Annotated in this window: 20 protein-coding genes and 1 pseudogene; 14 read left to right on the top strand and 7 right to left on the bottom strand. The window is 59.6% G+C overall.

Annotation, left to right across the window (positions count from 1 at the left end; translation table 11 throughout):
- Positions 1-6 precede the first annotated feature (6 nt).
- Genes tssM through AB7D48_RS06505 form a run of 3 tightly spaced genes read left to right on the top strand, consistent with a single transcriptional unit; the run spans position 7 to position 4,804 of the window.
- Positions 7-3,525 carry a type VI secretion system membrane subunit TssM gene (gene tssM / locus AB7D48_RS06515; RefSeq protein WP_427976733.1) on the top strand — a complete coding sequence of 1,173 codons (3,519 nt, stop codon included), beginning with the start codon at positions 7-9 and terminating at the stop codon, positions 3,523-3,525.
- Positions 3,522-4,094, top strand: a complete 573-nt coding sequence (gene tagF / locus AB7D48_RS06510) for a type VI secretion system-associated protein TagF (protein ID WP_427976731.1) — start codon at positions 3,522-3,524, stop codon at positions 4,092-4,094. The genes tssM and tagF overlap by 4 nt, the downstream gene beginning before the upstream one ends.
- The gene (locus AB7D48_RS06505) at positions 4,094-4,804 is read left to right on the top strand and encodes a PP2C family protein-serine/threonine phosphatase (protein ID WP_427976728.1); all 711 of its coding nucleotides are present in this window, start codon (positions 4,094-4,096) and stop codon (positions 4,802-4,804) included. The genes tagF and AB7D48_RS06505 overlap by 1 nt, the downstream gene beginning before the upstream one ends.
- 106 nt (positions 4,805-4,910) lie before the next feature.
- Here AB7D48_RS06505 and AB7D48_RS06500 read toward each other — a convergent pair whose 3' ends face one another.
- From AB7D48_RS06500 to tssH, 3 genes are all read right to left on the bottom strand, one after another.
- Positions 4,911-5,774 carry a hypothetical protein gene (locus AB7D48_RS06500; RefSeq protein ID WP_427976725.1) on the bottom strand — a complete coding sequence of 288 codons (864 nt, stop codon included), beginning with the start codon at positions 5,772-5,774 and terminating at the stop codon, positions 4,911-4,913.
- Between the two features lie 85 nt (positions 5,775-5,859).
- The gene (locus AB7D48_RS06495) at positions 5,860-6,345 is read right to left on the bottom strand and encodes an Hcp family type VI secretion system effector (RefSeq protein WP_427976723.1); all 486 of its coding nucleotides are present in this window, start codon (positions 6,343-6,345) and stop codon (positions 5,860-5,862) included.
- Between the two features lie 31 nt (positions 6,346-6,376).
- A complete protein-coding gene (gene tssH / locus AB7D48_RS06490) occupies positions 6,377-9,013 on the bottom strand; it encodes a type VI secretion system ATPase TssH (protein WP_427976720.1) in 2,637 nt (878 codons plus the stop codon).
- Between the two features lie 281 nt (positions 9,014-9,294).
- Between tssH and tssA the strand changes: the two genes are divergently transcribed.
- The 10 genes from tssA to AB7D48_RS06440 all read left to right on the top strand — a co-directional run bounded on the left by tssA (position 9,295) and on the right by AB7D48_RS06440 (position 20,291).
- Positions 9,295-10,389 carry a type VI secretion system protein TssA gene (gene tssA, locus AB7D48_RS06485; protein WP_427976718.1) on the top strand — a complete coding sequence of 365 codons (1,095 nt, stop codon included), beginning with the start codon at positions 9,295-9,297 and terminating at the stop codon, positions 10,387-10,389.
- A 97-nt stretch (positions 10,390-10,486) separates the two neighbouring features.
- Positions 10,487-10,996, top strand: coding sequence for a type VI secretion system contractile sheath small subunit (gene tssB, locus AB7D48_RS06480; RefSeq protein WP_427976715.1), 510 nt, complete (start codon positions 10,487-10,489; stop codon positions 10,994-10,996).
- 3 nt (positions 10,997-10,999) lie between these two features.
- The gene (gene tssC / locus AB7D48_RS06475; RefSeq protein WP_427976712.1) at positions 11,000-12,490 is read left to right on the top strand and encodes a type VI secretion system contractile sheath large subunit; all 1,491 of its coding nucleotides are present in this window, start codon (positions 11,000-11,002) and stop codon (positions 12,488-12,490) included.
- Positions 12,491-12,542: 52 nt separating this feature from the next.
- Complete coding sequence (tssC, locus tag AB7D48_RS06470) at positions 12,543-14,192, top strand: type VI secretion system contractile sheath large subunit (protein WP_427976709.1); 1,650 nt, start codon at positions 12,543-12,545, stop codon at positions 14,190-14,192.
- Positions 14,193-14,223: 31 nt separating this feature from the next.
- Entirely contained in the window at positions 14,224-15,030 is an 807-nt protein-coding gene (locus tag AB7D48_RS06465; RefSeq protein ID WP_427976706.1) for a type VI secretion system accessory protein TagJ, read from the top strand.
- Positions 15,027-15,572 carry a type VI secretion system baseplate subunit TssE gene (gene tssE, locus AB7D48_RS06460; RefSeq protein ID WP_427976703.1) on the top strand — a complete coding sequence of 182 codons (546 nt, stop codon included), beginning with the start codon at positions 15,027-15,029 and terminating at the stop codon, positions 15,570-15,572. The genes AB7D48_RS06465 and tssE overlap by 4 nt, the downstream gene beginning before the upstream one ends.
- Positions 15,565-17,388: a type VI secretion system baseplate subunit TssF gene (tssF, locus tag AB7D48_RS06455; RefSeq protein ID WP_427976701.1), complete on the top strand. Its 1,824-nt coding sequence runs from the start codon at positions 15,565-15,567 to the stop codon at positions 17,386-17,388. Before tssE ends, tssF begins: the two co-directional genes overlap by 8 nt.
- 3 nt (positions 17,389-17,391) lie before the next feature.
- Positions 17,392-18,450 (top strand): type VI secretion system baseplate subunit TssG, encoded by a 1,059-nt coding sequence (gene tssG, locus AB7D48_RS06450; protein ID WP_427976698.1) that lies wholly within the window; start codon positions 17,392-17,394, stop codon positions 18,448-18,450.
- Positions 18,451-18,626: 176 nt separating this feature from the next.
- Positions 18,627-19,241 carry an OmpA family protein gene (locus AB7D48_RS06445; RefSeq protein ID WP_427976696.1) on the top strand — a complete coding sequence of 205 codons (615 nt, stop codon included), beginning with the start codon at positions 18,627-18,629 and terminating at the stop codon, positions 19,239-19,241.
- Between the two features lie 9 nt (positions 19,242-19,250).
- Complete coding sequence (locus tag AB7D48_RS06440; protein ID WP_427976693.1) at positions 19,251-20,291, top strand: hypothetical protein; 1,041 nt, start codon at positions 19,251-19,253, stop codon at positions 20,289-20,291.
- 223 nt (positions 20,292-20,514) lie between these two features.
- Here the strand turns inward: AB7D48_RS06440 and AB7D48_RS06435 are convergent, their stop codons facing one another.
- The 4 genes and pseudogenes from AB7D48_RS06435 to AB7D48_RS06420 form a co-directional block, all read right to left on the bottom strand.
- The gene (locus AB7D48_RS06435; protein WP_427976691.1) at positions 20,515-21,498 is read right to left on the bottom strand and encodes a hypothetical protein; all 984 of its coding nucleotides are present in this window, start codon (positions 21,496-21,498) and stop codon (positions 20,515-20,517) included.
- A 5-nt stretch (positions 21,499-21,503) separates the two neighbouring features.
- Positions 21,504-22,136: a hypothetical protein gene (locus AB7D48_RS06430; protein WP_427977098.1), complete on the bottom strand. Its 633-nt coding sequence runs from the start codon at positions 22,134-22,136 to the stop codon at positions 21,504-21,506.
- 106 nt (positions 22,137-22,242) lie between these two features.
- Positions 22,243-22,329 (bottom strand): annotated as a pseudogene (locus AB7D48_RS06425) (PAAR domain-containing protein); the annotation flags it as partial.
- A gap of 107 nt (positions 22,330-22,436) precedes the next feature.
- The gene (locus AB7D48_RS06420; protein WP_427976688.1) at positions 22,437-23,342 is read right to left on the bottom strand and encodes a DMT family transporter; all 906 of its coding nucleotides are present in this window, start codon (positions 23,340-23,342) and stop codon (positions 22,437-22,439) included.
- A gap of 197 nt (positions 23,343-23,539) precedes the next feature.
- Between AB7D48_RS06420 and AB7D48_RS06415 the strand changes: the two genes are divergently transcribed.
- Entirely contained in the window at positions 23,540-24,013 is a 474-nt protein-coding gene (locus AB7D48_RS06415; RefSeq protein ID WP_427976686.1) for a hypothetical protein, read from the top strand.
- The last annotated feature ends 115 nt before the right edge of the window (positions 24,014-24,128 follow it).

The raw sequence follows: 24,128 nt of genomic DNA, 5'->3' as shown, positions 1-24,128 counted from the left end.
CCTGTCATGAAGAAGATACTCGGCTTTTTTGCCTCACGCTGGTTTCTGAGCTTTATCGCCGCCATGGTGACGGCGGCTCTGGTCTGGTTCTTCGCGCCGTTCATTCATGCTCTGTCTGGCGTGGTTATCCGGCTGGTCGTCATCCTCGTCATCCTGCTGGTCTGGCTCGTCGCCAATCTGCTGCTGGACTGGCGACGCAAGAAACGTGACGCCGCCCTGGCAGCGGGCGCAGCCGATGCGGGAGCCGCGACACAGGACAATGCGGCGGCTGAAGAACTCGCGGCACTTGGCGAGAAACTGAAAAAATCCCTGATCCTGCTCCGCAAGGCCAGCGGCTCACGCGGTTATCTGTACGAGCAGCCTTGGTATGTGATCATTGGTCCGCCAGGGGCGGGCAAGACCACGGCATTGCTGAATGCCGGGTTGAAGTTTCCGCTGGCGGCGGAGATGGGGCAAGGCGCGGTGGCGGGCGTGGGCGGCACACGCCTGTGCGATTGGTGGTTCACCGAGCAGGCCGTACTGATAGACACCGCTGGGCGTTACACCACTCAGGATTCCAACTCCGCAACCGACAAGGCCGGCTGGGAAGGCTTCCTGGACATGCTCAAGCGGACCCGTCAACGCCAGGCGTTGAACGGTGTGGTGGTGGCGATCTCTCTGGCGGACATCGCCGCCGCCCCACGGGAGGAGCGGCTGGCCCATGCTCGCGCCATCCGTAAACGCATCAAGGAGCTGACCACCCGGCTTGACCTCAAACTGCCGGTTTACGCGCTACTCACCAAGGCGGATCTGCTAGCTGGCTTCACGGAATTCTTCGACGATCTGGACCAGGAAAAACGCGCCCAGGTCTGGGGCGCCACCTTCCCGGCGCAGGAGACCAACCCGGCCCAAACCTTCGATGGCGAATTCAAGCTGCTCGTGCAGCGGCTGAATGAAAGGCTGATCGATCTGCTGCAACGTGAGCGTAGCCCGGACAGACGCGCGCTCATCGCCGGGTTTCCCACTCAAGTAGCCAGCCTGGAAACGCCCTTGAACGAATTCCTGACAGAGGCTTTCGGTGGCTCGGCCTTGGACCCCGCCTCTTATCTGCGCGGCGTTTATTTCACCTCCGGCACGCAGGAGGGCACGCCGATCGACCGGCTAACCGGCGCGCTCTCCCGCTCCTTCGGTATTGATCAACGCCGAATCCCATCGCTCCGCCCCACCTCTGGCCGTAGCTATTTCCTCTCCCGGCTGCTCCGAGACGTGATCTTCGGGGAAGCGATGCTAGCCGGGCATCCTCCCGCTCAGCGCCGGCGCCACATTCTGCTGCAATCGGCGGGCTATGCCGGCGTGACCCTGGTGTTCCTGGGCCTGCTGGCTGGTTTCCTGACCAGCCGTTCGCACAATGAAACCGCCATTGCCGCCAGCGATAAAGCGGTGGCGGATTATCAAAAGGCCGCCAAGGGGGTGACGCTGGACCCCGTGCAGGATTCCAACCTGCCCGCCATTCTGCCGCTGCTGAATGCCGCGCGCGCCATACCCTTCGGCCCGGGCGGAACCGCCAGCTACGGTGCCATGGGCATGGGGCTGAACCAGGGGCCGCAACTCAAAGCTGGAGCCGACACGCTCTACATCAACGCGCTGGACAATATCTTCCTGCCCCGGTTGATTTTGCAGCTGGAAGCTGAGATGCGCGGCGGGTTCGACAAGCCGGAATTCCTCTATCAGGCCACGCGCGTCTATCTGATGCTCGGCGGGCAGGGACCGATGGACAAGAGCCTTGTCGAAGCCTGGATGAAACTGGACTGGCAGCGCCTCTACCCCGGCATCACCAACCAGACAACGCGCAACGACCTGATGCAACATCTGGTGGCCATGCTGGATGCACCATTGCCGCAAGTGAAACTGGACGGCGCGCTGGTCGAGGCAGCCCGCGCCACGTTCAGCCGCGTCTCGGTGGCGGAGCGCGTCTATTCCCGCATCCGCGACTCCCAGCAGGCCGCCGCCATCCCCGCCTGGGTGCCCGCGCAGGCGATGGGCGCGGCGGGCGTGCCCCTTTTCTCCCGTGCCTCCGGCAAACCTCTGACCGAGGGCATTCCCGGGTTTTATACGGTCAAGGGCTTTCAACTGGTGCTGCTGCCCGCCCTTACCCATGCGGCTAAAGATGTGGCGGATGAAAGCTGGGTGCTCGGGCCGGGCCAGCAAGTCGATCCTTCCAGCCCGGATATGAAGAATCTGGAGCAGAACGTCATTAAACTCTACGAGGCCGATTACGAGGCCCAGTGGAACGCGATGCTGGGCGACCTGAATCTAAAGCCCGCCACCAATATCAGCCAAGCGGTGCAAACACTTTATATCATCGGCTCCCCGCAATCGCCGATGCAACGGCTGCTGACCAGCATCGTCACGCAGCTTCAACTCTCCAAGGGAGCGGAGCCGCCCAAGGCCGCGACCACGTCGAAAATTCCGGGAGCGGCCGCGGTCAACGCCGATGCCGCGGCCCTGCAAGGGCTGATGGGCACCGCCAACGCCGACAGCAAAACCGCACCGCTCGGCTCGGAAGTGGATCAATATTATGCGCCACTGATCACTTATGTTGGCGGTGGCGCAGGCTCACCACTGAGCCTCACGCTCAACCTTATCAACAGCCTGCAGCAACAGCTTGCCGCCCTGGCCTCCGCCACCCCCGGCACCGCGCCGGCCGCGCCGGCCGCCGGTGGCGATCCGGCCTCCTTGCTGCAAGGCGAGGCCGCGACAGACCCTCAGCCCGTTGCCCGCTGGGTACAGTCTTTGGTGGTGAACGCCAACGGCTTACGTGGTGGCAGCGCAGCCAAGGCGGCGGCGGCGGCATTTAACGGCGCATCCGGACCAGGCCAACTCTGCCAGCAAGCAGTGGCCGGGCGCTACCCGTTCGTGCCCGCTTCCACCACCGACATTCCCTTGGGGGATTTTGCACATCTCTTTGCCCCCAATGGGCTACTCGATGGTTTCTTTACCCAGCAGGTGCAGCCTTATGTCGATATGTCCGGGCGGACTTGGCGGGTGCAGGCTGTGAACGGCGTCACCCCGCCCATCAGCCAAGGCGCCCTGGCCGAGTTTCAACGCGCGGAAACAATCAAGCAGCTTTTCTTCGCGGCGGGCCCCACGCCCAGCGTACAGTTCAGCCTTACTCCCACCTCGCTCGACGCGGGGTCGGCACAGGCGGTCCTGCAATTGGGAGCGCTCAACGTCTCTTACGCCCATGGCCCGCAAGTACCCACCATGATCTCCTGGCCTGGCACGGATGGCATGCAAACGGCCCGGCTGATCATAACCCCCACCAGCGGTGGCAACCCGGTGGAGTTGAATGCCTCCGGCCCATGGGCCCTGTTCCATCTCTTCTCACAGGGCGCCCTGACCCAGGCCGGATCGTCCGACCAATACACGCTGACATTCTCCGTCGGCGGGCATAATGTCAGCTACAGCATTGGCGCGAATTCGGTCCTCAACCCGTTCGCACCCGGCATACTAGCCAATTTTCGTTGTCCCAGCCTGCAAGGATGAGCATCTTCCAGCCCAGTCTGACGGGTTTTTTCGGTAAGCTGCCCGCACACGGAGATTTTCTGCGCGCGCGGTTGCCAGAAGATCTGGTGACACCACTCGACCTCTGGTGCCGGGAGTGCCTGAACCGCTCACGCGCGGCCATGGGCATGGATTGGGAACAAGCCTGGATGACCGCCCCGATCTGGCGCTTCCTGCTCCCGCCCGGCGCATGCGGCGGGAGGGCTGTATTGGGCGTCTGGCTGCCAAGTATGGACAAGGTCGGGCGGCATTACCCCTTTATTCTTGCCGCCATGGCGGCTGACCCCGACGCCCTTGCCCAAGGCGGCAATTGGCTGGCCTTGGCGGAGGCTGAAGGCTTAGCCGGCGTGGTGGAGGACAAACCACACGAGGCCATCGCTGCCGCTTTAACCAACCCGGTGACAACAGCCCCCGTACCTCCGCCCGGCTGGTGGACAGAAGGCAGCCCGCTCGTCCTGCCACAACGTTACGACATTCCAAATCTGCTACCCGCCACCACCCATGCCAGTGCGATGCTGCGCGACCATCAGACAGCGGAGGAACCATGTTGATGCCACGCTCCTGGGCTCTGACAGATGTCGGCGCCGTGCGCAAACATAACGAAGACAACATGCTCGCCCGGCCGGACCTCGGCCTATGGGTGGTGGCGGACGGTGCTGGAGGCCACGCCTCGGGCGAAGTCGCCTCCGGCATGATCGTGAACGCCCTCTCCCTCCTGCCCACACATCTCAGCGCCGGGGAGCTATTATCCAGCATCCGCCTAGGAGTGTCCAAAGTTCATACTGCCCTGCGCGAGGAAGCCACGCGGCGGGGCGGCAATGTCATGATCGCCTCGACCTTCGTGGGATTAATGATCCGAGACCGGCATTTTGCCTGTCTTTGGGCAGGGGACTCGCGGGCCTATTTGCTACGCCACGGTCATCTTGAACAAATCACCCATGATCATAGCCTGGTACAGGAGCTTGTGGATGCTGGCAGCCTTCTCCCAGAGGAGGCGGAACACCACCCGCACGCCAATGTCATCACCCGCGCCGTGGGAGCGGATGACGATTCATTGGAGCTGGACAAGGTGATTGGCCAAGTTCAGCCGGGAGACCGTTTTCTGCTCTGCAGCGATGGCCTCAGCAAAACCCTCAGCGAACAGGAAATCCAGGGCCTGCTCAGCGCGCCGGACGGCACGCCGCCGACGGAGCTGTTAATCCACGCGGCACTGGCACATCATGTAAACGACAATGTAACGGCTGTGGTGGTGGAGGTTTAATCCGACAGGCGGACGTCGAGTGAACCGCCCCGGATTTATCGATGACATGGATGGCATTGGGCCTCTTGCTGCGCCCATGAGGTGGCGCAACAGGAGTTGCCAGGCGCTAAAGCAGCATCAGCTTGTCGTGTAGCGCCAACCAACCAGCTGGCTCATGCACAAGTGCATCGATATCATATTTTCCAAACATGCGGGTCATACCGCGCCGCGTGAAGATTTCCCAGAAAATCCGCGAGGCAGGGCCAATTTTACCACCCTTTCCTAAGCTCAGACCTCCGGAAATTTGCTGCTCCTGAAAAGCACGCCAATGAATTGCGGCGGCCGTGGTCAGGCAGGCGGAATTCATCGAAAGCCGAATCCCCATCTTGGTGACGGTCGTGGCAATACCCGCGGGCAACGAGGCGCCGGGAACCAGCCCGCCGATAAGGCTACCAGTACGAATGCCGGCTTTTGCCGTTTTCATCGCGAGGACAACTTTGAGCCAGTCCTGGACGGTGATCGATCGACTTGTGCGTTTATCCGCCGCGATGGCAATGAGTTTGGTAATATGAGCGGTCGTGGAGCCGAGAGCGTTGGCGTTTGTCACAACATCCGCGAAGTTGATCCCCACCGTGTGCGCTGATGCCGCTGTTCCGGCTAGGCTGAATGCCGAAGAGCCAATGGATTTCCAGGCCCGACCTTGAAAATAACGGGCGGAACGCGGGTTGGCGCGATCATCATGACCATTCATGACAAACCAGGGGTTTGGAATAACCGCGTCCCCACCCTCTTGGTTGGCTTTCGCTATGCTATAGAGGGTTTGCGCCGCTGTGTTCAGCGTACTCAGAACACCACCCGTTGCAGAATCAAAAACCGTTGACAATGTATCCGCCACGAACAGGACAGCTTCCTCCGTGCTCGGCGAATTATTGCCAACCTGCTTGATCGCGGTAGAAATCTGATCGTAACGGGGCCTATTCAATTTCGTCAAAAATGAACCCTTAGAAGGTTAATGATTTGCTAATTTTCCTGAGATGCCGGGTTGACCCGCCAAGTTAATGGCGGGTCAGGATGGCTCAGCTGAGCTTCTGCAGGCCCAGATCATAAGTAACCGGGTAGGGCGAGCCCTTGGACCCGTCAGCATTCATCGGGGTGAACTTCACTTCGATCTTGGTGAAGTTAAAGGAGAGGCTCTCGCTCGGTTTGTCGCCGCTGCTGGAAAGGCTATAGCCGCTGATCATCGTGTCGGTCAGCGTGACTTCCAGATACACATCGGCACCGGTGCCATCGGTACGCACGAAAGAGATTACCAGACCGGACTTGCCGCCGCTGCTAAGCGCTTCCTTCAACAAACCGCCGGAGGCATTGTCCAGGTTCTTGGTCACGGTGATTTCGGACACACTCGGCGTGCTGGCTTCACGATTGCCAGATGCACCGGTGGGCGACCCAATGCCACGGCCAACGCCCCACTGGAAGCTGTTAACCTCGAACTGCTTGTCAAACCCTTGTGTTGTAACGTCGCCATTGATCGTGGGATTCGTGTATTTAATATAAATCGCCATGTCGTGCTCCTATTCTGGAAACCGAAAATCACTAATTGAGCGCGTAGGAAAACGTCCCCTCCGGCCCGATGCCAACCGATATGTCAGAAATTCCCTCGCCCGCTGCCATGCGGGCCAGAACCTCGGTGGAGAGTTCCGGCAACAGGCCACGCGAGAGGATATTCTCCACATTGCGTGCGCCTGATGAGGATTCCTTGCAGCGCGCGGCAATGGTTTCCACCAGTTCCGACGCATAGGTAAAGTTGGCCTTGTAAGCCTCCTTCACACGTTTCGTGATCTTGTTGAGCTGCAACCGCACGATCTGACGGATGACATCGTCCGAAAGCGGGAAGTAAGGCACCAGCGTGACACGTCCCAGAAAGGCGGGCTTGAAATATTTCATCAATTCCGGCCGCAGCGCTTCCGCCAGCCCGGCGGCATCGGGGGCGGTTTCGGGGTCGGCGAAGAGCTTTTCGATCAGGTCCGTGCCAGCGTTGGAGGTCATGATGATGACGGTGTTCTTGAAGTCGATATCGCGGCCCTCGCCGTCTTTCATGTTGCCCTTATCGAACACCTGGAAAAACACATCCTGCACGCCGGGATGGGCTTTTTCCATCTCATCCAGCAAGATCACGGAATAAGGACGGCGGCGCACGGCCTCGGTCAGGATACCACCTTCGCCATAGCCGACATAGCCCGGGGGGGAGCCCATCAGCAGCGAGACCTTATGCTCTTCCTTGAACTCGGTCATGTTGATGGTGGTCATGTTTTGCTCGCCGCCATAGAGCAGATTGGCCAGCGTCAATGCTGTTTCCGTTTTGCCGGTACCCGAGGTGCCGACCATCATGAACACGCCGATCGGCTTACGCGGGTCTGTCAGCTTCGCACGGCTGGTGCGGATGGCCTGCGCCACCGCTTCCATCGCGTGCGGCTGGCCAACGACACGCTCCTCCATCGCCTCCTTCAGGTTCAATACGGTGTTGATCTCGTCGGACTGCATGCGTCCGGCGGGAATGCCGGTCCAGCTTTCCACGATCTCGGCCACGGCCTGACCATCCACCACCGGGAAGATCAGCGGGCTCTCACCTTGCAAGGTCCGCAAATCCTCATGCAGATTGTTGAGCCGGTCCTTGAGCGCGGCTTTGTCTTCACCGTTCTCGTTGTCCTCGATCTTGGCGCGGACAGCACCGATCTCGGCAGCGAGAATTTTTTCTTCGGCGAAACGAGTTTCCAAAGCGGCCAGAGCGTCTTGCAGCTTGGCTTCCTCGATCTTCAGCTCGGCCAGACGGGCCTCATGGTCACCGCCCGCGGCCATTTCGCGTTCGAGGATATCGCGCTCGGTATGAATGAGCTCAATGCGGCGCTGTTTGTCTTCGATGGGTGCGGGAATGGCGGCCTGGCTCATCGCCACGCGCGCGCAGGCCGTGTCGATGAGGCTGATGGCTTTATCCGGCAGTTGGCGGCTAGGGATAAAGCGGGCGGACAGACGCACGGCTTCGGAAATCGCTTCATCCAGAATGCGGGTTTTATGATGTCGTTCCAGCGTAGCGGTGAGGCCGCGAATCATCGCGATGGCCATGGGCTCGGAGGGTTCCTCCACCTTCACCACTTGGAAACGCCGCGTCAGGGCCGCATCTTTTTCAAAATACTTCTTATACTCGGCCCAAGTAGTGGCGGCCACGGTGCGCAGTTCGCCACGCGCCAAGGCGGGTTTCAACAGATTCGCGGCATCATTTTGTCCAGCCTGGCCGCCCGCACCGATCAAGGTGTGAGCCTCATCGATGAACAGGATGATTGGTTTCGGACTCGCCTTGACCTCGTCAATGACAGATTTAAGACGCTGCTCGAATTCACCTTTCATGCCCGCACCAGCTTGCAACAAGGCAAGGTCCAGCGTGCGCAGCGTGACATCCTTCATCGCGTCAGGCACTTCACCGGCGGCGATCTTCAGCGCAAGCCCCTCAACCACGGCGGTTTTGCCGACACCGGCCTCGCCGGTGAGGATCGGGTTGTTCTGGCGGCGGCGGGTGAGGATGTCGATCGTCTGCCGGATCTCGAAATCACGGCCGAGAATGGGGTCGATCTTGCCGTCACGCGCGCGGGCGGTCAAATCGTAGGTGTACAGATCGAGTGCGCCGTTGCCTGCCGGACGGGGTACACCATTTTCATCCGTTACGGGCATTGCCCCATCGGCCGCCATCGGAGTGCTGGATTCCACACTGCCCGCGGTGATGACGGCAAGGTCGCGCTTCAGCACATCCGGCTGAATCTTCAGCAATTGGCCGGATGCTTCTCGCGCTCTGCGGGCCAACGTTTCATCCGAGAGCAGCGCCAGCAGCACATGGCCGGACCGAACCCGCGCCAACCCTTGCTCTATGGAAGCCAGCAGCCAAGCCTGCTTAACGGCGTCCACCACGTCCGGCGCCAAGCCAGGAGCACGGGAATTACCGACCTTCAGCTTGTCCAGCGCTTTGTTCAGATCCGTCAGGAAACGGCTATGATCAATGTCATATTGCCTGAAAATGGCGGCGAAATCCGTATCCGCGCCCTCCGCCAGCCGCACCAGCCAATGTTCGACTTCAACATTGTAATGCGTCCGGGACATTGCCAACCCGGCGGCAGATTCCAGCGCCCGGCGACAATGCTCATCTAGGCGACCAATTAACGACCTGAGGTCGAGTGTGACCAAGGCTTCCCCCTAAAGAACATCTCGCATCAGAAAAGGTGTTTACTGGTGAGTAAATCCGCCACCGGACACACTCGAGAAATGAAACGACGCGTATCTCCTAACGCAATAATTTTGATGCGTTTGTTAGCTTGAATTACTGGTAATGTCCAGCTAATACAAGCTCAAGGGCGCTGGCGAGCAGGTGTATTTTTGATGTTTTTTACGAGTTTTTAATATTTGTTTATTCATAACGAACTGCCTCGCTATTTTTTACATCGAAACGGTTAGGGAGAGACACGGGCGTGGCCATTGAAGGTTTTGATGTCGAAACCTTGCTGACGCCGATCAGCGAGGAGGCTCCCTCAGGCACGGATGCCCGCAGCGATTTTTCTCCGTCTTCACCTTATTTTCGACTACGGGACGCACGAGCCGATGCCCGCGCCGCGGAACGCGCCGCGGATGCGAATCCGGGCGAAATCGCCTCTCCCGAAGGCTGGCGGCAGGTGCGCGCCCTGGCTGTTGAAATGCTCAGTGGGCAAACCAAGGACCTTGAGGTCGCCGCCTGGCTGACAGAGGCGTTAGTCCGCAGCAACGGGCTGGCCGGGTTGACTTTTGGCGCCAAGCTGTTGGGTGGGCTTGCTGAACGTTATTGGGATCACCTCTTCCCAATGCCCGATGAGGACGGGATGGAAACCCGCGTTGCGCCCGTTACCGGCCTGAATGGCGAAGGCGGAGACGGCACGCTGAGCCAACCCCTTCAAAAACTGCCCTTGTTCACGGATCCCAATGGGGAGATGGTGATGTTCTATCAGTATCAGCAATCCGCTGAACTGGAGACCATCGCCGATGCGAAGCGCCTGGAGGCGCGTCTCGGAGCCGGGGTGGTGCCGTATGAGACGATGCAAAGCGCGGCGCGCGCGGCATCGCCCGGCGCCTATGCCGCGTTGCGGCGCGATCTTGAGGAGGCTCGGGCCGCGTGGCGCGCCATGGGCGAGGTTTTTGACCGTCTGGCTGGACCCGACGCCCCCCCCACAAGCCGTGTCGCCGAAGCGCTGAATCAGATCGGTGTATTCGTCGCGCGCTATGCTCCGCCGGACATCGCCGTAGCTGCGGCTGGAGCTAGGACCATGGAAGCTTCCGCCGCGGCGGAAGAAGCGGAGCAGACCGAGCCGGGCAAGCCCAGGCGTCTGGCCAGCCGCGAAGATGCCCTTGCAACCTTGGCAGAAATCGCCGAATATTTCCGCCGGACAGAACCGCAATCGCCCCTGGCCTATACAATCGAGGAAGCAATCCGCCGCGGACGACTTACATGGCCCGAGCTGATTGCCGAATTGGTGCAGGACGATCAAGTTCGCAACAGTATTCTGAACAGCCTCGGCCTCAAAACAGGGACATGATTATATATCCAGCGCGGCAGTAGATGATCCGGAGCAACTCCACCGCCGACCATTCCATACTGAAGTGGATGGCAAGCTTCTACGGGGGACCTAAAAGATGAGTGGCAGTGTACATAGCAAACTGAACCGGGTCCGCAAACCCCGTGTTCACATCACCTACGAAGTCGAGACCGACGGCGCGGAGATCCAGCGTGAGCTGCCCTTCGTGGTCGGCGTGATGGGAGATTTCTCGGGCGACCCAACCCAGCCGCTCCGGCCAATGGCCGAGCGCAAATTCACACAGATCGACCGTGATAATTTCAACGACATCATGGCTCGCATGTCCCCCGGCCTGAACATGAAGGTCGACAACACGCTGGCCGACGATGGCAGCGAAATGGCGGTGAACCTGAAATTCAGCTCCATGGACGATTTCGATCCCGCCCGCATCGTCGATCAGGTGCCCGCGCTGAAATCCCTGCTGGAAACCCGCAACAAGCTGCGCGACCTGTTGAGCAAGGCCGACCGCTCGGAAGAGCTGGAAAATCTGCTGGAGCAAGTGCTGAAGAACGATGCCGAGCTTCAGGGGCTCTCCGCCCAGCTTGGTCTCGACAAAAAGGAGGGTTGATCCATGTCCGAGACCCAGTCCACCCCGCAAGGAGCAACCGGCGCCACGAGTGAGGGCGGAAGCTTTCTCGATCAGGTCGTCTCCGCCACCAAGCAGACCGAGCCGGATCGCGCGCAGGATCTCGTCAAAAACCTGATCGAGCAGGCTCTGGCCGGTACCGTTACGTTCGACAAGAACCTAACTCGCACGATCGACAAGGCCATTGCCGCCATCGACCAAAAAATGTCTCGGCAACTTAATGCCATTATGCATCATGAGAAATTCACCAAGCTGGAGGGTAGCTGGCGCGGCCTGAATCATCTGGTGATGAACTCGGAAACCGGCACCAGCCTGAAGATCCGTGTTCTGAACATGACCAAACGCGAGCTGAACAAGGATCTCACCAAGGCGGTGGAATTCGACCAGAGCCAGCTCTTCAAGAAAATCTACGAAAACGAGTTCGGCACGCCAGGCGGTGAACCTTATGGCGCGCTGATCGGCGATTATGAGTGGACGAACCATCCGGATGATATTGAATCACTCCGCCTCGTCTCCAACGTCGCCGCCGCGTCCTTCGCCCCCTTTATCTCCGCTGCCGGCGCCAGCATGTTTGGTTTCGACGATTGGACGGAGCTGACCAAGCCGCGCGATCTGGCGAAGATTTTCGATACGGCCGAATACACCAAATGGCGCGGCTTCCGTGACACGGAGGATGCCCGATTCGTCTCCCTGGTGATGCCGCGCGTGCTGGCCCGCGTGCCTTATGGCGCCGCCACCAAGCCGATCGAGGAGTTTGCTTATGAGGAAGCGCCGTACGACGCCACCGGCGCCGCCCAGGCGCTGAACCATAAGGAATATTGCTGGATGAACGCCGCCTATGCGATGGGCGTGCGGATGACCAGCTCCTTCGCGGAATCCGGTTTCTGCGTCGCCATCCGTGGCGCCGAGGGCGGCGGCAAGGTGGAAAATCTACCCACCCATATCTTCCAGTCCGACGATGGGGACATGGACGGCAAATGCCCCACCGAGGTTGGCATTACCGACCGGCGCGAGTTCGAGCTGTCCAACCTCGGCTTCTTGCCCCTCTGTCACTACAAGAACACGGACTATGCCGTGTTCTTTGGCGGCCAAACGGTACAGAAGCCGAAGAAATACGACCGCCCGGACGCCACGGCCAACGCCGCCATCTCCGCGCGCCTGCCCTACATCATGGCCACCGGCCGGTTCGCCCACTTCCTCAAAGTGATGGCACGCGACAAGATCGGCAGCTTCATGGAAGCCAATGAGTGCGAACGCTGGCTGAACCGCTGGATCACCAATTATGTCTCCGACAACCCGGATGCCGGACCGGAGACCAAGGCGAAATATCCTCTGCGAGAGGCCAAAGTCGAAGTGAAGGAGATCCCCGGCAAGCCTGGCTCCTACAACGCCGTGGCTCATCTGCGCCCTTGGCTGCAAATGGAAGAGCTGACGACCAGCATGCGCATGGTTGCCCGCATTCCGCAGAAGGCCTGATCATTCATGCCCGCCGTGCTGTTTGATACGGCGCGGCGGCTGAGGGGGCCTGATGGCGGGAGACGAGGAAGATCCAGACGCGACCATCGTCTGGAGACCTGGACAGGGTCTCCCGCAAGTTCACGCGCCTGAACCGCAGGCCGAAGCGTTTGAACCTGAAGCCGAACCGCTTCCCCCCCCGCCAGAGCCGGAACCTGACCTAGCCTCCCCGCCTTTGCGGGATGCCGTGCTGGCGGGGGCTTTCTTCGGCGGTGCCCATACAGACGCCGCCACCAGTTTGGCGGAGATGCTGACGGGCCAAATCCCCATACTTACCACTTGGTTTGGCGCTGAAGCCAAAACTCTGATCCATGATCGCGCCGCGCTCGTGGCGCGGCTGGACCATGATATCGCCCAACTGGATGCCATGATCGCCCGTCAGCTCGACGAAATCCTGCATCATTCCCGCCTGCGCCGGTTGGAGGGCAGCTGGCGCGGTCTGGCTTGGCTGGCCTCGCGCCTGCCACTCTCAGGCCGGGTGAAGCTGCGTGTGCTCACCGCCACTTGGGCTGAAATCTGCCGTGATCTCGAACGCGCCGCCGAGTTCGACCAAAGCCAGCTTTTCCGCCGCATTTATGAAGATGAATTTGGCATCTCTGGCGGCGAACCCTATGGCCTGCTGGTCGCGGATTATGAGGTGCGTCACCGCCCTGGCCCAGGCGCCATCACGGACGATGTCACGGCACTTTCCTCACTCGCCTCCGTGGCCGCCGCCGCCTTCGCGCCGCTAGCCATTGGCGCGTCCCCCGCTTTGTTCGGGGTGGATGAATTCTCGGAACTCAGCGGCGTCGCGGATCCGACCTCCAGCATGGCGGCGGCGGAATATCAGCGCTGGAAACGCCTCGGCACATTGGATGATTCGCGTTTTCTCGCCGTAACGCTGCCCCGTTTGCTCATGCGTTTACCCTGGAAGGAAAATCTCTCCCGCCATCGCGGCTTTCGTTACCAGGAACAAACAAGAAACACTGCCGGCCATGTAACCAGCACGGCGGGCTATCTCATCGCCGCCTGCGTCATCAGGGCCTTCGATGCTTATTCCTGGCCGGCCGATATTCGTGGCTACGATATTGACCGGCTCGGCGGGGGCATCATCGAGGATCTGCCCGAACCCTGGTTCTCCACCGACCCCACCGAGGGCTTCGGCCGCCCAGCCCCTGATGTCATGCTGACGGACCGGCAGGAGCGGGCTTTGGTCGCCGCCGGGCTGCTGCCCATCTGCGCCTTGCCTTATGGTGGGGAGGCCCTCATCGGCGCCGCGCGCAGCCTGCAAACCCCCACCACCGATTATATCGGCTCCAACGCCGCCGTGGCCGCGGCCAATGCCAGGCTTTCGGCGCAGTTCAATAGTGTGATTTGCGTTTCCCGCTTCGCTCATTATGTGAAGATCATGGGACGGGACATGACCGGCGCCTTCAAAACCGCGCCGGACGTGGAGCGCCGCCTGTATGACTGGCTGATGCGCTACACCAATGCCAATACCTCCGCCGGGCCGGAAACCATGGCGCGCTACCCCCTGCGCGACGCATCCGTGAAGGTGAAGGAAGTGCCCGGCAAGCCCGGCGTGTTTACCTGCGCCATTCATCTGCAGCCGCATTTTCAGCTAGACGATGTCGCTGTCTCCTTCCGGCTAATGACCGAGCTGGCGGCGCCCGGCCAGTCATGACCCAAGTAACCTCTGAAATGGATTTACGCACATGGTAGAGACCGAATTGCAGGCCGCCGATCTGTTCCGCGCTGGCCATCTGGCCGATGCCCTGGCCGCTGCCACCGCAGAGGTGAAAAAGGCCCCCACCGATCTCAGACGCCGCGTGTTGCTGGCCGAGCTTCTGCTTTTCTCCGGTAATCTGGAACGCGCGGATGTCATCCTGGACGCCGCGAGCCAGCTCGACCCAACGGTTGCCGTGGTCATCTCCGAATTCCGTCAGTTGCTGCGCGCCGAAACCGCCCGCCGCCAACTTTATCGTGATGGCCGCGTGCCGGAATTGCTGGGTGACCTGGAGCCCACCGGCCAAGCCTCCATGAAGGCACTGGTGGCACTGCGCGAAGGCGATCTGGCCGAGGCCGCCAAAGCCGCCGCCGAAGCCGAAGAACTGCGCCCCCGTGTGTCCGGCACCGTCAATGGAAGCTCTTTCGATGATTTCCGCGATGCGGACGATCTGATACCCGGCTATATCGAGACCCTTACCACCACCGGCAAATATTTCTGGATTCCGGTGTCCCGCATCGAGAGCATGGATTTCCACCCACCCAAACGCCCGCGCGACCTTGCCTGGCGGCGTTGTTCGATGAGCGTGAAAGCCGGGCCGGATGGCGATGTTTATATCCCCGCGATCTATTTCGCCGAGGGTGAGTTGGACGAAGCCCATCGCCTGGGCCGCGCCACCGGCTGGAGCGAAGGGGATGGCCCGGTGCGCGGGATCGGCCAGCGCGTGTTTCTGGCTGGCGAGGAGGATTTTTCCATCATGCAGCTTAATGAACTGACCTTCCAGCTCGAAGAATGAGCGACGACACCCTCAGCCGCGGCGCCAACGCCAATCTGTTCATCGACCGGATGCGCGATTCCGGCGCGCGGGTGAAACTCTCCGTACTGGACCGCCTGCTAGACGATGCCCCAGAGACCGCTCGCGACCGCCCGCTTTCGGCCACCGACGCACTTACCCTCCTGCGCCGCGCCGTTCGGCGGGATCTGGAAGCGTTGCTGAACGGCCGCCGACGCTTGACCTCCGTGCCATCGCAATTCTCGGAACTCGCCAATTCCAGCTTCACGTTCGGCCTACCGGACTTCACTGCGGGCGCCATGCAGGAAGATAATGCCCGTGAAACTTTACGCCGGGAAATCGAGCGCAGCATCCGCCGGTTCGAACCTCGGCTTGTGCAGGTGACGGTCACGCTCATCCCAGCGAAGGAGGAAACCGCCACAACGCTGCATTTCCGCATCGATGCATTGTTGCAGGCGGACCCAGCACCCGAGCCGATCAGTTTCGAGACATTGGTGAACGCCGCCACCACGGATATCGCGGTTGCCGGAGGCGAGATTGGCTGATTCCCTGCTGCCTTATTTCAACCAGGAACTCACGGCCATCAGGCATCTCGCGGCGGAGTTCGCCCAGGCGCACCCGAAAATCGCGGGCCGCCTGCGTCTGAGCCCAGATACGGTTGACGACCCGCATGTGGCACGGCTGTTGGACGGCGTGGCGTTCCTCTCCGCCCGTGCCCAGGCGCGGCTGGACGATGAGTTCCCGGAACTGACCGACACGCTGCTGGATATTCTTTACCCGCATTATCTCGCGCCGTTTCCCTCCTGCGCCATTACCCAGTTCACCGCCAAGCCGGACCTTGCGACACAGGTGGATATCCCTCCAGGGTTCGAACTGGAGACAGAAGCCGTGCGCGGCCAGAGCTGCCGGTACCGCACCGCCAACCATCTCACCCTTTGGCCGGTGAAACTGGAATCCGCCCGGCTCACCGGTTTGCCCTTCACGGCGCCAGTGAACAACCTTGCCAACGGCGCGGTGGCGGTGTTGCGGCTGGTGCTCACCACGCTGAACCCGGATGTGACATTCAGCCAACTCGGCATGGACAGACTGAGACTGTTCCTGCGGGGAGGCCCAGCCGCCTCGTTGCAGCTTTATGAGCTGATGGCCGCGCATACAATAGGGGTCGCGCTGGCGGATACGCCGGGCGATCTCTCCCCCGTGCTACTGCCCAAAACCGCGATCCAGGAAGTGGGTTTTGCCCCAGAGGACGCGCTGCTTCCCTGGCCAGCCCGCAGTTTTGAAGGCTTTCGACTGCTCAGTGAATATTTTGCTTTCCCACAAAAATTCATGTTTCTGGACCTTACCGGACTGGATGCGAAAACCCTGGTGCAGGAGAGCAATAAGCTCGAGATCTTCCTGTATCTCAACCGCACATCATCTGAGCTTGAGCGCACCGTGGATGCGGACATGTTCGCGCTCGGCTGCACCCCCATCGTCAATCTCTTCCCGCAGCGTTGCGAACCGGTGGCTTTGGACCACACCACCACGGAATATCGCGTATTACCGGATGCGCGGCGCTCCAGCGTCATGGAAGTCTGGAGCGTCTCCAGCGCGACGGAGATACGGCAGGACGGCACAACCCGCCCGTTCCATCCCTTCTATCGCCTTAGCCACACAGCGGTTCAGACCTCGAATGAGAGCGGCTCCTATCTCGTCTCCCGACGAGATGGCCCTACCAATATTGGCGGGACGGACAGTTTTATTTCCTTGTTCGACACAGGTTTCGACCCGGACGCGAAGCTGGACAGCGTGCTCTCCGTGAAAGCGCTTTGCCTCAACCGCGATCTGCCATCCGATCTGCCCTTCGGGGGCGGACGCCCCAGCATGAAAGCGTTACAACCTCATACGGGCGTGGCCGCCATGGTCTGCGTCACCCCCCCCACGCCAACGCTGCGACCAGAACGCCGCGCACGTAAAGCGTGGCGGCTGATCTCGCATCTCTCGCTTGGCCATCTTTCCGTCACTGGCGGGGCAGAAGGGGCGACGGCGCTGAAGGAGATTTTGCGCCTGTATGATCTACGCGACACGGCGGACACGCGCGCGGCGATGGAGGCTCTACTCTCCGTCACCGCCCGACCGTGCACCGCGCGTGTGCCCGGCGCACGGCTTGGCACTTTCTGCCGGGGGCTGGAGGTGGAACTGGAATTCGACCAACGTGCCTTCCAGGGTTCCGGACTCTACCTGTTGGCGGCGGTGCTGGCACGGTTTCTCGCCTTGCATGCCAGCATTAATTCCTTCGTTCGCAGCACCGTGCGGCTGCGCGGCAAACCGGAGCCGGAACTGCGCTTCCCACCCCGGGCCGGAGCCCGAGTGCTGCTCTAACCCATGGCATTGAAATCCCCCCTCGAACGCCTTGCGGCCAAGCCATATTTGTTCCAGTTCGACGCGGCGGTGCGGCTTCTACGCCTCTCCGCCACGGACCGCCACAAGGATGACGCGATCCAGTTCGCAGCTCCCCCCAGTTTAGCTCAACCCGCGGCTGAAGTGCTGGAAGCTCACCCTTCCCGGACCGGGAAACGTGCCAAACTGGTGACGACATTGATTGGCCTCACCGGTCCCTCAGCCGAAATGCCACGCTGGTACACGGAACTCCTGGCTCAGTCCTACCGGCAGAAATCCCGGGCGGTGCTGGATTTTTTCGATCTCCTGGCTCAACGTCTCGTCGCCGCCTTTGCCCAGGCAGGCGGCAAATACCGCCTGCCACGTTCCGCCGAGCAAGCGGCCCAAACCGGAGCTGACGAACCGATCGGCTCCGGTATCCTCGCCTTTGCCGGTTTCAACGCGCCAAATCTGGAAAACCGCCTTGCTGTGGGAGCGGACGCCCTGCGCCATTATGCCGGGTTTTTCTCCGCCCATCCGCGCTCTTCCAGCCGCCTTGCCAGTATGGTTTCGGACTATCTCGGCCGCCCTGTCGAAATACGAGAATTCATGGGCGCGTGGTTGCCCATCCCCCCCGACCAACAGAGCCGTCTGCCTCGTGGCCGTATGCCCGGCGCTTTCTGCGCCTTGGGGACGGATGCCGCCATCGGCACCCGCGCCTGGGATCAGCAGGCACGATTCATTGTGCGCATTGGCCCACTCACACGGGCGGAATTCGAACTCTTACTACCGGATAAGCCCCGCTTGCCCGCGCTCGTCTCCCTTATTCGTGCCTATGTCGGTTGGGAGACGGATTTCGCCATCAATCTCATTTTGAATTCACAAGACATACCTCCTCTGAGCCTCGGCGCTCAGCCTGGAGCCGCACGGCTTGGGTGGACAAGCTGGATCCCCTCCTCCACCTCCTCTCTCAAGAACCGCGTGATGGTCGATGAAACCATGTTCAGCGCCGAAATCGTGGAGAGGCTTTCCCCTGGCCGGCCAGGGCCAACGAAGTTCCCGTAATCGCAACCCCACCGTTCTTCCGAATGGAAGACCTTGCCTTTTTTCTGGTCGAGGATTTGACGCAATGGTCATGAAGTTTAACGTGGCTGGGGCTTGGCACCGGCCGACGGCTCGTTGCTCTCGCCAAACATATTGCTTTCAGGTACAGTATCGACAAATTCGAGGAGGTTTAAGCCATGCACAACGTCAGTTTCAAAATCGCCCTGTCTGGTGTGCTATTTACCGCTACCCTCGCCGCCCCCCCGGCCCTGGCCCAAAGCAATCCGTCCGCCCAGCAGCTTATCAACCAGCTCAAACCCAGCGGTACGTTGAGTGACACGACACGTGGCATCAAGCCGATCTCCCCCAGCGATACGTCCGCGCCCACGATGCAAGCCAGCCCCACCGCGATGCCGGCAACGATGGCCCCCACCTCCGTCAAGCCGCAGGCCATGCCCACCGAACCTTCCGCCAACCTGATGGTGGATTTCGCCATGGGCTCGGCGAAGCTCACCCCACAGGCCAAGGCCACGCTAGACCAACTCGGCAAAGCGCTAACCAGCCAGCAACTTGCTGCTTATCATTTCAAAATCGTCGGCCATACCGATACCACCGGTACCGCCGCTTTGAACCAGACGCTTTCCGAACAGCGCGCTAATGTCGTGGCGTCTTACCTCGAAACCAGGTTCGGTGTGGCGGACAACCGTTTGCAAGCCAGCGGTGTGGGCGAATCGGATCTTGCCGTGCAAACCCCACCCAACACCCCCAACCGCCGGAACCGGCGCGTTGAGATCATCAATATTGGTGAATAACCACCCGTGATGCTGGAGCGTCCGGGAAATGAAGATGACACGGTCATTCTTCCACCCCCACCAGCCGCCAAACCACACCGCCGCTCTGTTCTTTATGCTGGAGTTGGCGGTGCCGCGGCTTTGCTGGCAGTGGCGGGCTACAGCACCTTTCGCTGGTTTCGCCGACCCAAGCCCATTCCCATGGGCACCGCCACGGAAGCGAACATAGACAATACCCAACCATGCGACATCATTGTTACGTACCTGGCACTGGACAAAAAAGTTGTTGTTCTGGATTTTCCTTCCCTGCTCTCCCAGGGGCTAATGTTGGATCGCGTGGCCGCCTTCGTGGAAAAGGCAAATGTGCCACATAATCGTGTTCTGGACGATGTCGCGCTGAACGCCGCGATTACCGCCAGCGGAGATACAATTTCCGACTATTATTATGGCCATGATTATCAAGCCGTTGCTCTTGCGCGCTTCTTTGCCTTGGCCGAAGCTGAGAACATCAGGCTAAATTCTCAAGAATTATGGCTGAAGCAGCTACTCAAACAACTAGGCTGGATGTCTCCGGACACGAATGGCGCCATTATCACCGTGCCCGCGGCGGGCGGACCAATCACACCAGAAATGCGTGCGGTGATTTTACGACATGAAATTTCCCATGGCGCATTCTATACTGTTCCAGAATATCGCCACTATACGGAGCAGTTCTGGTACGGCCTTACTCTTTCCGACCGCGAGGCGTTCACTAATTTTCTTGGCCGCCAAGGTTATGATACCAACCTGACCGAGCTGATGCTGAATGAAACCCAGGCTTATCTCATCTTCACCCGCGATCCACGCTTTTTCAACGCCGCGGCCATTGGCAAAACCGAGGCAGAGGTCAACCAACTTCGTCAGGGCTTCATAGCTAATATGCCAGACTTCTGGCTCACGCCCTTGGCCACCGAAGCACTCCCCCCAGTTCCTGCATTCATGCCCGCCTGCAAACCCACACAGGCAATGCTGGCAACCAGGCATAAGCGACTATGCCTATGTTACCAGCGAAGCGGTTTTGATTGCGTCTGAAAATTTGCCTACCGGCAACCTTACTGGGTTTGCCGGCAGATCGAATTGCAATAGCAAAAGATCATCCGTCAGGGCCAATCTATGTTGTCGACGGCATCGCATCGCCTCCGAATGGCTCCTTCGCTCTTCTTGCGAGAATCAATACAAGAGTACAGATACAAAAGTGCATTTCCGCACGCCAGGCGTGAACAGGCCAAGAACATCCGGAGTCCCTTTTGCTTGCCTATGTGGCGATTTCATAACCTTGTTTGAGCAAATCATAGAGTGGCGGAATGAGGGCTTCTTCTCCTTTGCCGAAGCAATCGAAGAGGTCATAACGAGAAACAATACCTTCGAGTCGGCGCCCCGTGGGATCACATTTTATATTCAGGTAATCTGCGACAGCCGTCTTTGACCGCTGGTCCGACAACCGCTCCACGATTGCCTGTTGATCCTGGTATAGTCTTGGTATGTAGGCGATGAAAGCACTGCCATCCTCGGGCATCTTAACGGATCGCAACGGAAAACCATCACGCAGCGTAAACCACTGCAAGACGGCCTTCTCAAAGCTTACGTTGGTAAAACCAGCATACTGCGGATCGCCCTTGCGGGCCGTATCACTCGTGTCGGAATATTTTCCTCGAAAGGTGAGGTCCTGGAACGCGCCTTCGAAGCGGCAATTCACAAAGCCGCTGCATCCGAAATCCACGCCCCTCAGCTTTTTAAACACGAAAGCACAGCCAACAAAATACGGATCACCGATGACGGTTCTTGTCATCTTCATGTTTTCAAAATGACAATTCACGTAGCGGGACTGGTACTCGCCTCTCTTGCTCTTGTTCGAATCATAGCCAATTGCACCGGCCTGCCATTCGCAACGATAAAAACGACAATTGGTAAAGGTATTGCCATAATCACCGAAATTATTCATGTTGGCATAATCGAAAACACAATCCTGAAAAACAGAATGTTCTACGTGCGTGGTTGCCAAAGTCCCCGCCGTAAAGTCGCATAATTTGAATTGAGCATGCCGAAAAACCTTGAACGGGCCGAGGCCGGGCTTGCGTACCGTCAGGCCACGAAAGTCGAACAACCCCTCCTCGGTTTTGCCAAAGGGCTGAGTCTTGAGGGCTTCGTCGGGGTCGATGCCAGCCCAACGTTCGCGCCAGGCGGTGAACTGTTTGGCGGTGTAGCGTTTCGGTGGTCTGGATGCGGAAAATTCGGTCATGGTGCCTATGGCAGAAAAATGTCGTCGATGAGCGGTACTTCGGGTTCCTCGGGCGTGATGACAGTCTCTGGCGGCCCTTGCGGCGAAGCCGGTGCAATTTTGGGCGGTGGCATCGGCGGCTGAGGATCAATCGTCTTGCCGCTGGTGTCCAGATGCATCAGATCATCGCCGTATTTCAGCCGGTGCGCCTGAAGCTGACCCTGGGTGGTCATGTCGTACTGATCGCCGGTTTGATTGTCGATGAAGTCCGGTCCCTTATTGGACTTACCTTCAATGCGCTGGTTTAAATCATCATCTTTTCCAACCGCATGCCGCGCTTCTTTATCGGTCTGATAGCCCCGGAACAACGACCGCATGCTCGGGCGGTTCTCGATCGCGCGCAATTGTCCATCGGAGTATACATCCTTATCCGGCCCCTGGTCGATTTTCCGGGCCGCATTAGTGGTGTGGTCCTGCAAGCGGCGGAAAACCTGTTCCCGGGTCAGCGGCGGGTTCTGGGGCGTGGTGGTGTCCGATACCAGCGTAACCGCAGGCGTCCCCGCGCTCCCACCACCCCCAGCACCACCACCGGTTTCGCCAATCAGGACAGTGGGATTGCCAAGGATAATCGCGCCGCCATGAGAGGTCTGATCGCCCATGCGCGCGGCCGGCAGGCCATTGATGAAAACCCCGGACGATCCCCTTGATGATGGTCGCGGGCGGCCCGACGCAAGTTGCCGTGTCCGTCATCCTGGCGGCGGGCAGCCCGCCGATCAGAACATTGGGCGATCCGGAAACAATCGCCCCGCCGACATGCGGCACCGGCCCATCGCTGGCCGGGCAAATGTGCATGTCGGTGATTCGCGCCGCGGGTTTGCCTCCAACCATGAGGCGATACTACTGAACAGAGCTAGACTGACAAGGCTACCACCAGAGGTTTGACCGGTACCATGCGGCGATCACCGGCTTGCCCCCTCCCCTGTGGCCCCGACCCACCACCGCCCAACCGGGGAAAACATGATGATGTTTCCGATAATGATCAATGTAATACCTATCGATGCGAGCGGTGCCCAGGAATAATGTTCTAAAACAGACGACACTGAAATCGCAATGACTGGGGATACCACAGTCACGTAAGCGGCCCTTGTCGCGCCGATCCTCGCCACCAGAGATAGATAAGCCCAAAACCCAACAACCGATCCGACAACCGCCAGATAAAGCAAACCGCCTAAATATGCTCCCGTCAGATGAGGAAAGACACTTTGTCCTCGCATCATGACGATTAGAGCAAGAAAGACCACACCCCAACTCATGCCTCGTGCGATGGCATTCGGTAAATTGACAGCAGCACGGCTTTCGCGCCCGGAAACGAAATTACCCACGGAAAACAAATACGTTCCAGCCAGGGCAAGCAATATGCCGCGCATATAATGCCCCTGGCCAACAGTCGAAATCTGGTTCCCAAACAGGCAAACCACCCCCAGAACGCCGGCAAAAGCCCCAAGCAGATCCCGGAAAGATGGCCTAACCCCTCGAAAACACCACTGATTGATCGCGTTGAACACGCCGGCCATGCTGAAAATCACCGCGACCAGCCCGCTCGCCACATTGTGCTCAGCCGCATACAAACAAACAAAATTCCCTGAAAAAAGCGTGAGCCCCAAAAGCGCGAGCCGTGGATGCTGGCGCAACGGCACGGGTTCGATACGCCTCGTCACGGCCAAGCCAAGCCACAGAATCCCCGACGCCACCGCGAAACGCCAGAAAATTGAGACAATATCCGGCGTCGGGCCAAGCTCAAGATGGATGGCATACCAAGTAAACCCCCATGCCAAGGCAACGGTTATAAACAAAAACATTCTCATTCTGCCTGGAGTCCCGTCATGATCGCCCTGGCGAGTAGGCCGTCCTCCATGGCGGCGTCTGTCATGGCCAGCCTCGTTTTGACGGAAACTTGCTACATTCTCCTGACGTCGCTTGCCGTCGCCTACGGCCTGAGCCAATGCTTCTCTTGGAAGATGCCCTTATGAAAGACTTGGCTGGCCTGACCGTTCATGACCACTTGGCAAGCGCCGCCGTTCCGCTGCGTGCTTCCGCTTCGTTTGGCGGTGGTTTGGCGGGCGCCCTCTGGGACCGGAATGAAACCGCGGCCGCCCAATATGAAAACCCGAACCATCATACACTCAGTCTCTACGTTTCAGGCGGCGTCGCATTTCGCCGCCGCCTCCAGGGTGGCTATATGTCCAGCTTTGGAACCGGCAGCCTCTGCCTAATGCCGGAAGGAGCGACATCCGAATGGGAAGTCAGCGGTCCCGTGCGCATGCTGCATCTTTACATCTCGCGGGGCGCATTCCAGCGCGCGGTCGTGGAAATCACCGGCGCGGACCCCGCCCATGTCTTCCTCCGTGAAACACCCTATTTCCAGGACCCAGCGTTGGAGGGGGTGATGCGCCAGATCATGCTACCGCTGGATTGGGACGAACCCGCCGAACGCATGGTGATAAGCCACGGCGCGCAAACCTTACTAGTGTTCTGATCGGAAAGTAGTCTACATTCTGGCTAAACCTTAAACTTGGGGAGGCTAGGATGTCGAAGGGTCGTGCGGTTGCTGTCATGTTGGATGATGCTGAGCAAGCTGCCCTGACGGCTCT

Source organism: Acidocella sp., assembly GCF_050253495.1.
Lineage (GTDB): Bacteria > Pseudomonadota > Alphaproteobacteria > Acetobacterales > Acetobacteraceae > Acidocella.
The sequence above is the reverse complement of the archived record's forward strand: the minus strand, read 5'-3'. Positions and strand labels throughout refer to the sequence as shown.

What these genes read in the sequence shown, in the direction of transcription:
- AB7D48_RS06445 (WP_427976696.1), top strand. Translation starts at nt 18,627, where the DNA reads ATGCACAACGTCAGTTTCAAAATCGCCCTGTCTGGTGTGCTATTTACC.
- AB7D48_RS06465 (WP_427976706.1), top strand. Translation starts at nt 14,224, where the DNA reads ATGGTAGAGACCGAATTGCAGGCCGCCGATCTGTTCCGCGCTGGCCAT.
- tssG (WP_427976698.1), top strand. Translation starts at nt 17,392, where the DNA reads ATGGCATTGAAATCCCCCCTCGAACGCCTTGCGGCCAAGCCATATTTG.
- AB7D48_RS06440 (WP_427976693.1), top strand. Translation starts at nt 19,251, where the DNA reads ATGCTGGAGCGTCCGGGAAATGAAGATGACACGGTCATTCTTCCACCC.
- AB7D48_RS06430 (WP_427977098.1), bottom strand. Translation starts at nt 22,136, where the DNA reads ATGGGCGATCAGACCTCTCATGGCGGCGCGATTATCCTTGGCAATCCC.
- AB7D48_RS06495 (WP_427976723.1), bottom strand. Translation starts at nt 6,345, where the DNA reads ATGGCGATTTATATTAAATACACGAATCCCACGATCAATGGCGACGTT.
- tssC (WP_427976709.1), top strand. Translation starts at nt 12,543, where the DNA reads ATGGCGGGAGACGAGGAAGATCCAGACGCGACCATCGTCTGGAGACCT.
- tagF (WP_427976731.1), top strand. Translation starts at nt 3,522, where the DNA reads ATGAGCATCTTCCAGCCCAGTCTGACGGGTTTTTTCGGTAAGCTGCCC.
- AB7D48_RS06420 (WP_427976688.1), bottom strand. Translation starts at nt 23,342, where the DNA reads ATGAGAATGTTTTTGTTTATAACCGTTGCCTTGGCATGGGGGTTTACT.
- AB7D48_RS06435 (WP_427976691.1), bottom strand. Translation starts at nt 21,498, where the DNA reads ATGACCGAATTTTCCGCATCCAGACCACCGAAACGCTACACCGCCAAA.
- tssC (WP_427976712.1), top strand. Translation starts at nt 11,000, where the DNA reads ATGTCCGAGACCCAGTCCACCCCGCAAGGAGCAACCGGCGCCACGAGT.
- AB7D48_RS06505 (WP_427976728.1), top strand. Translation starts at nt 4,094, where the DNA reads ATGCCACGCTCCTGGGCTCTGACAGATGTCGGCGCCGTGCGCAAACAT.
- tssB (WP_427976715.1), top strand. Translation starts at nt 10,487, where the DNA reads ATGAGTGGCAGTGTACATAGCAAACTGAACCGGGTCCGCAAACCCCGT.
- tssM (WP_427976733.1), top strand. Translation starts at nt 7, where the DNA reads ATGAAGAAGATACTCGGCTTTTTTGCCTCACGCTGGTTTCTGAGCTTT.
- tssE (WP_427976703.1), top strand. Translation starts at nt 15,027, where the DNA reads ATGAGCGACGACACCCTCAGCCGCGGCGCCAACGCCAATCTGTTCATC.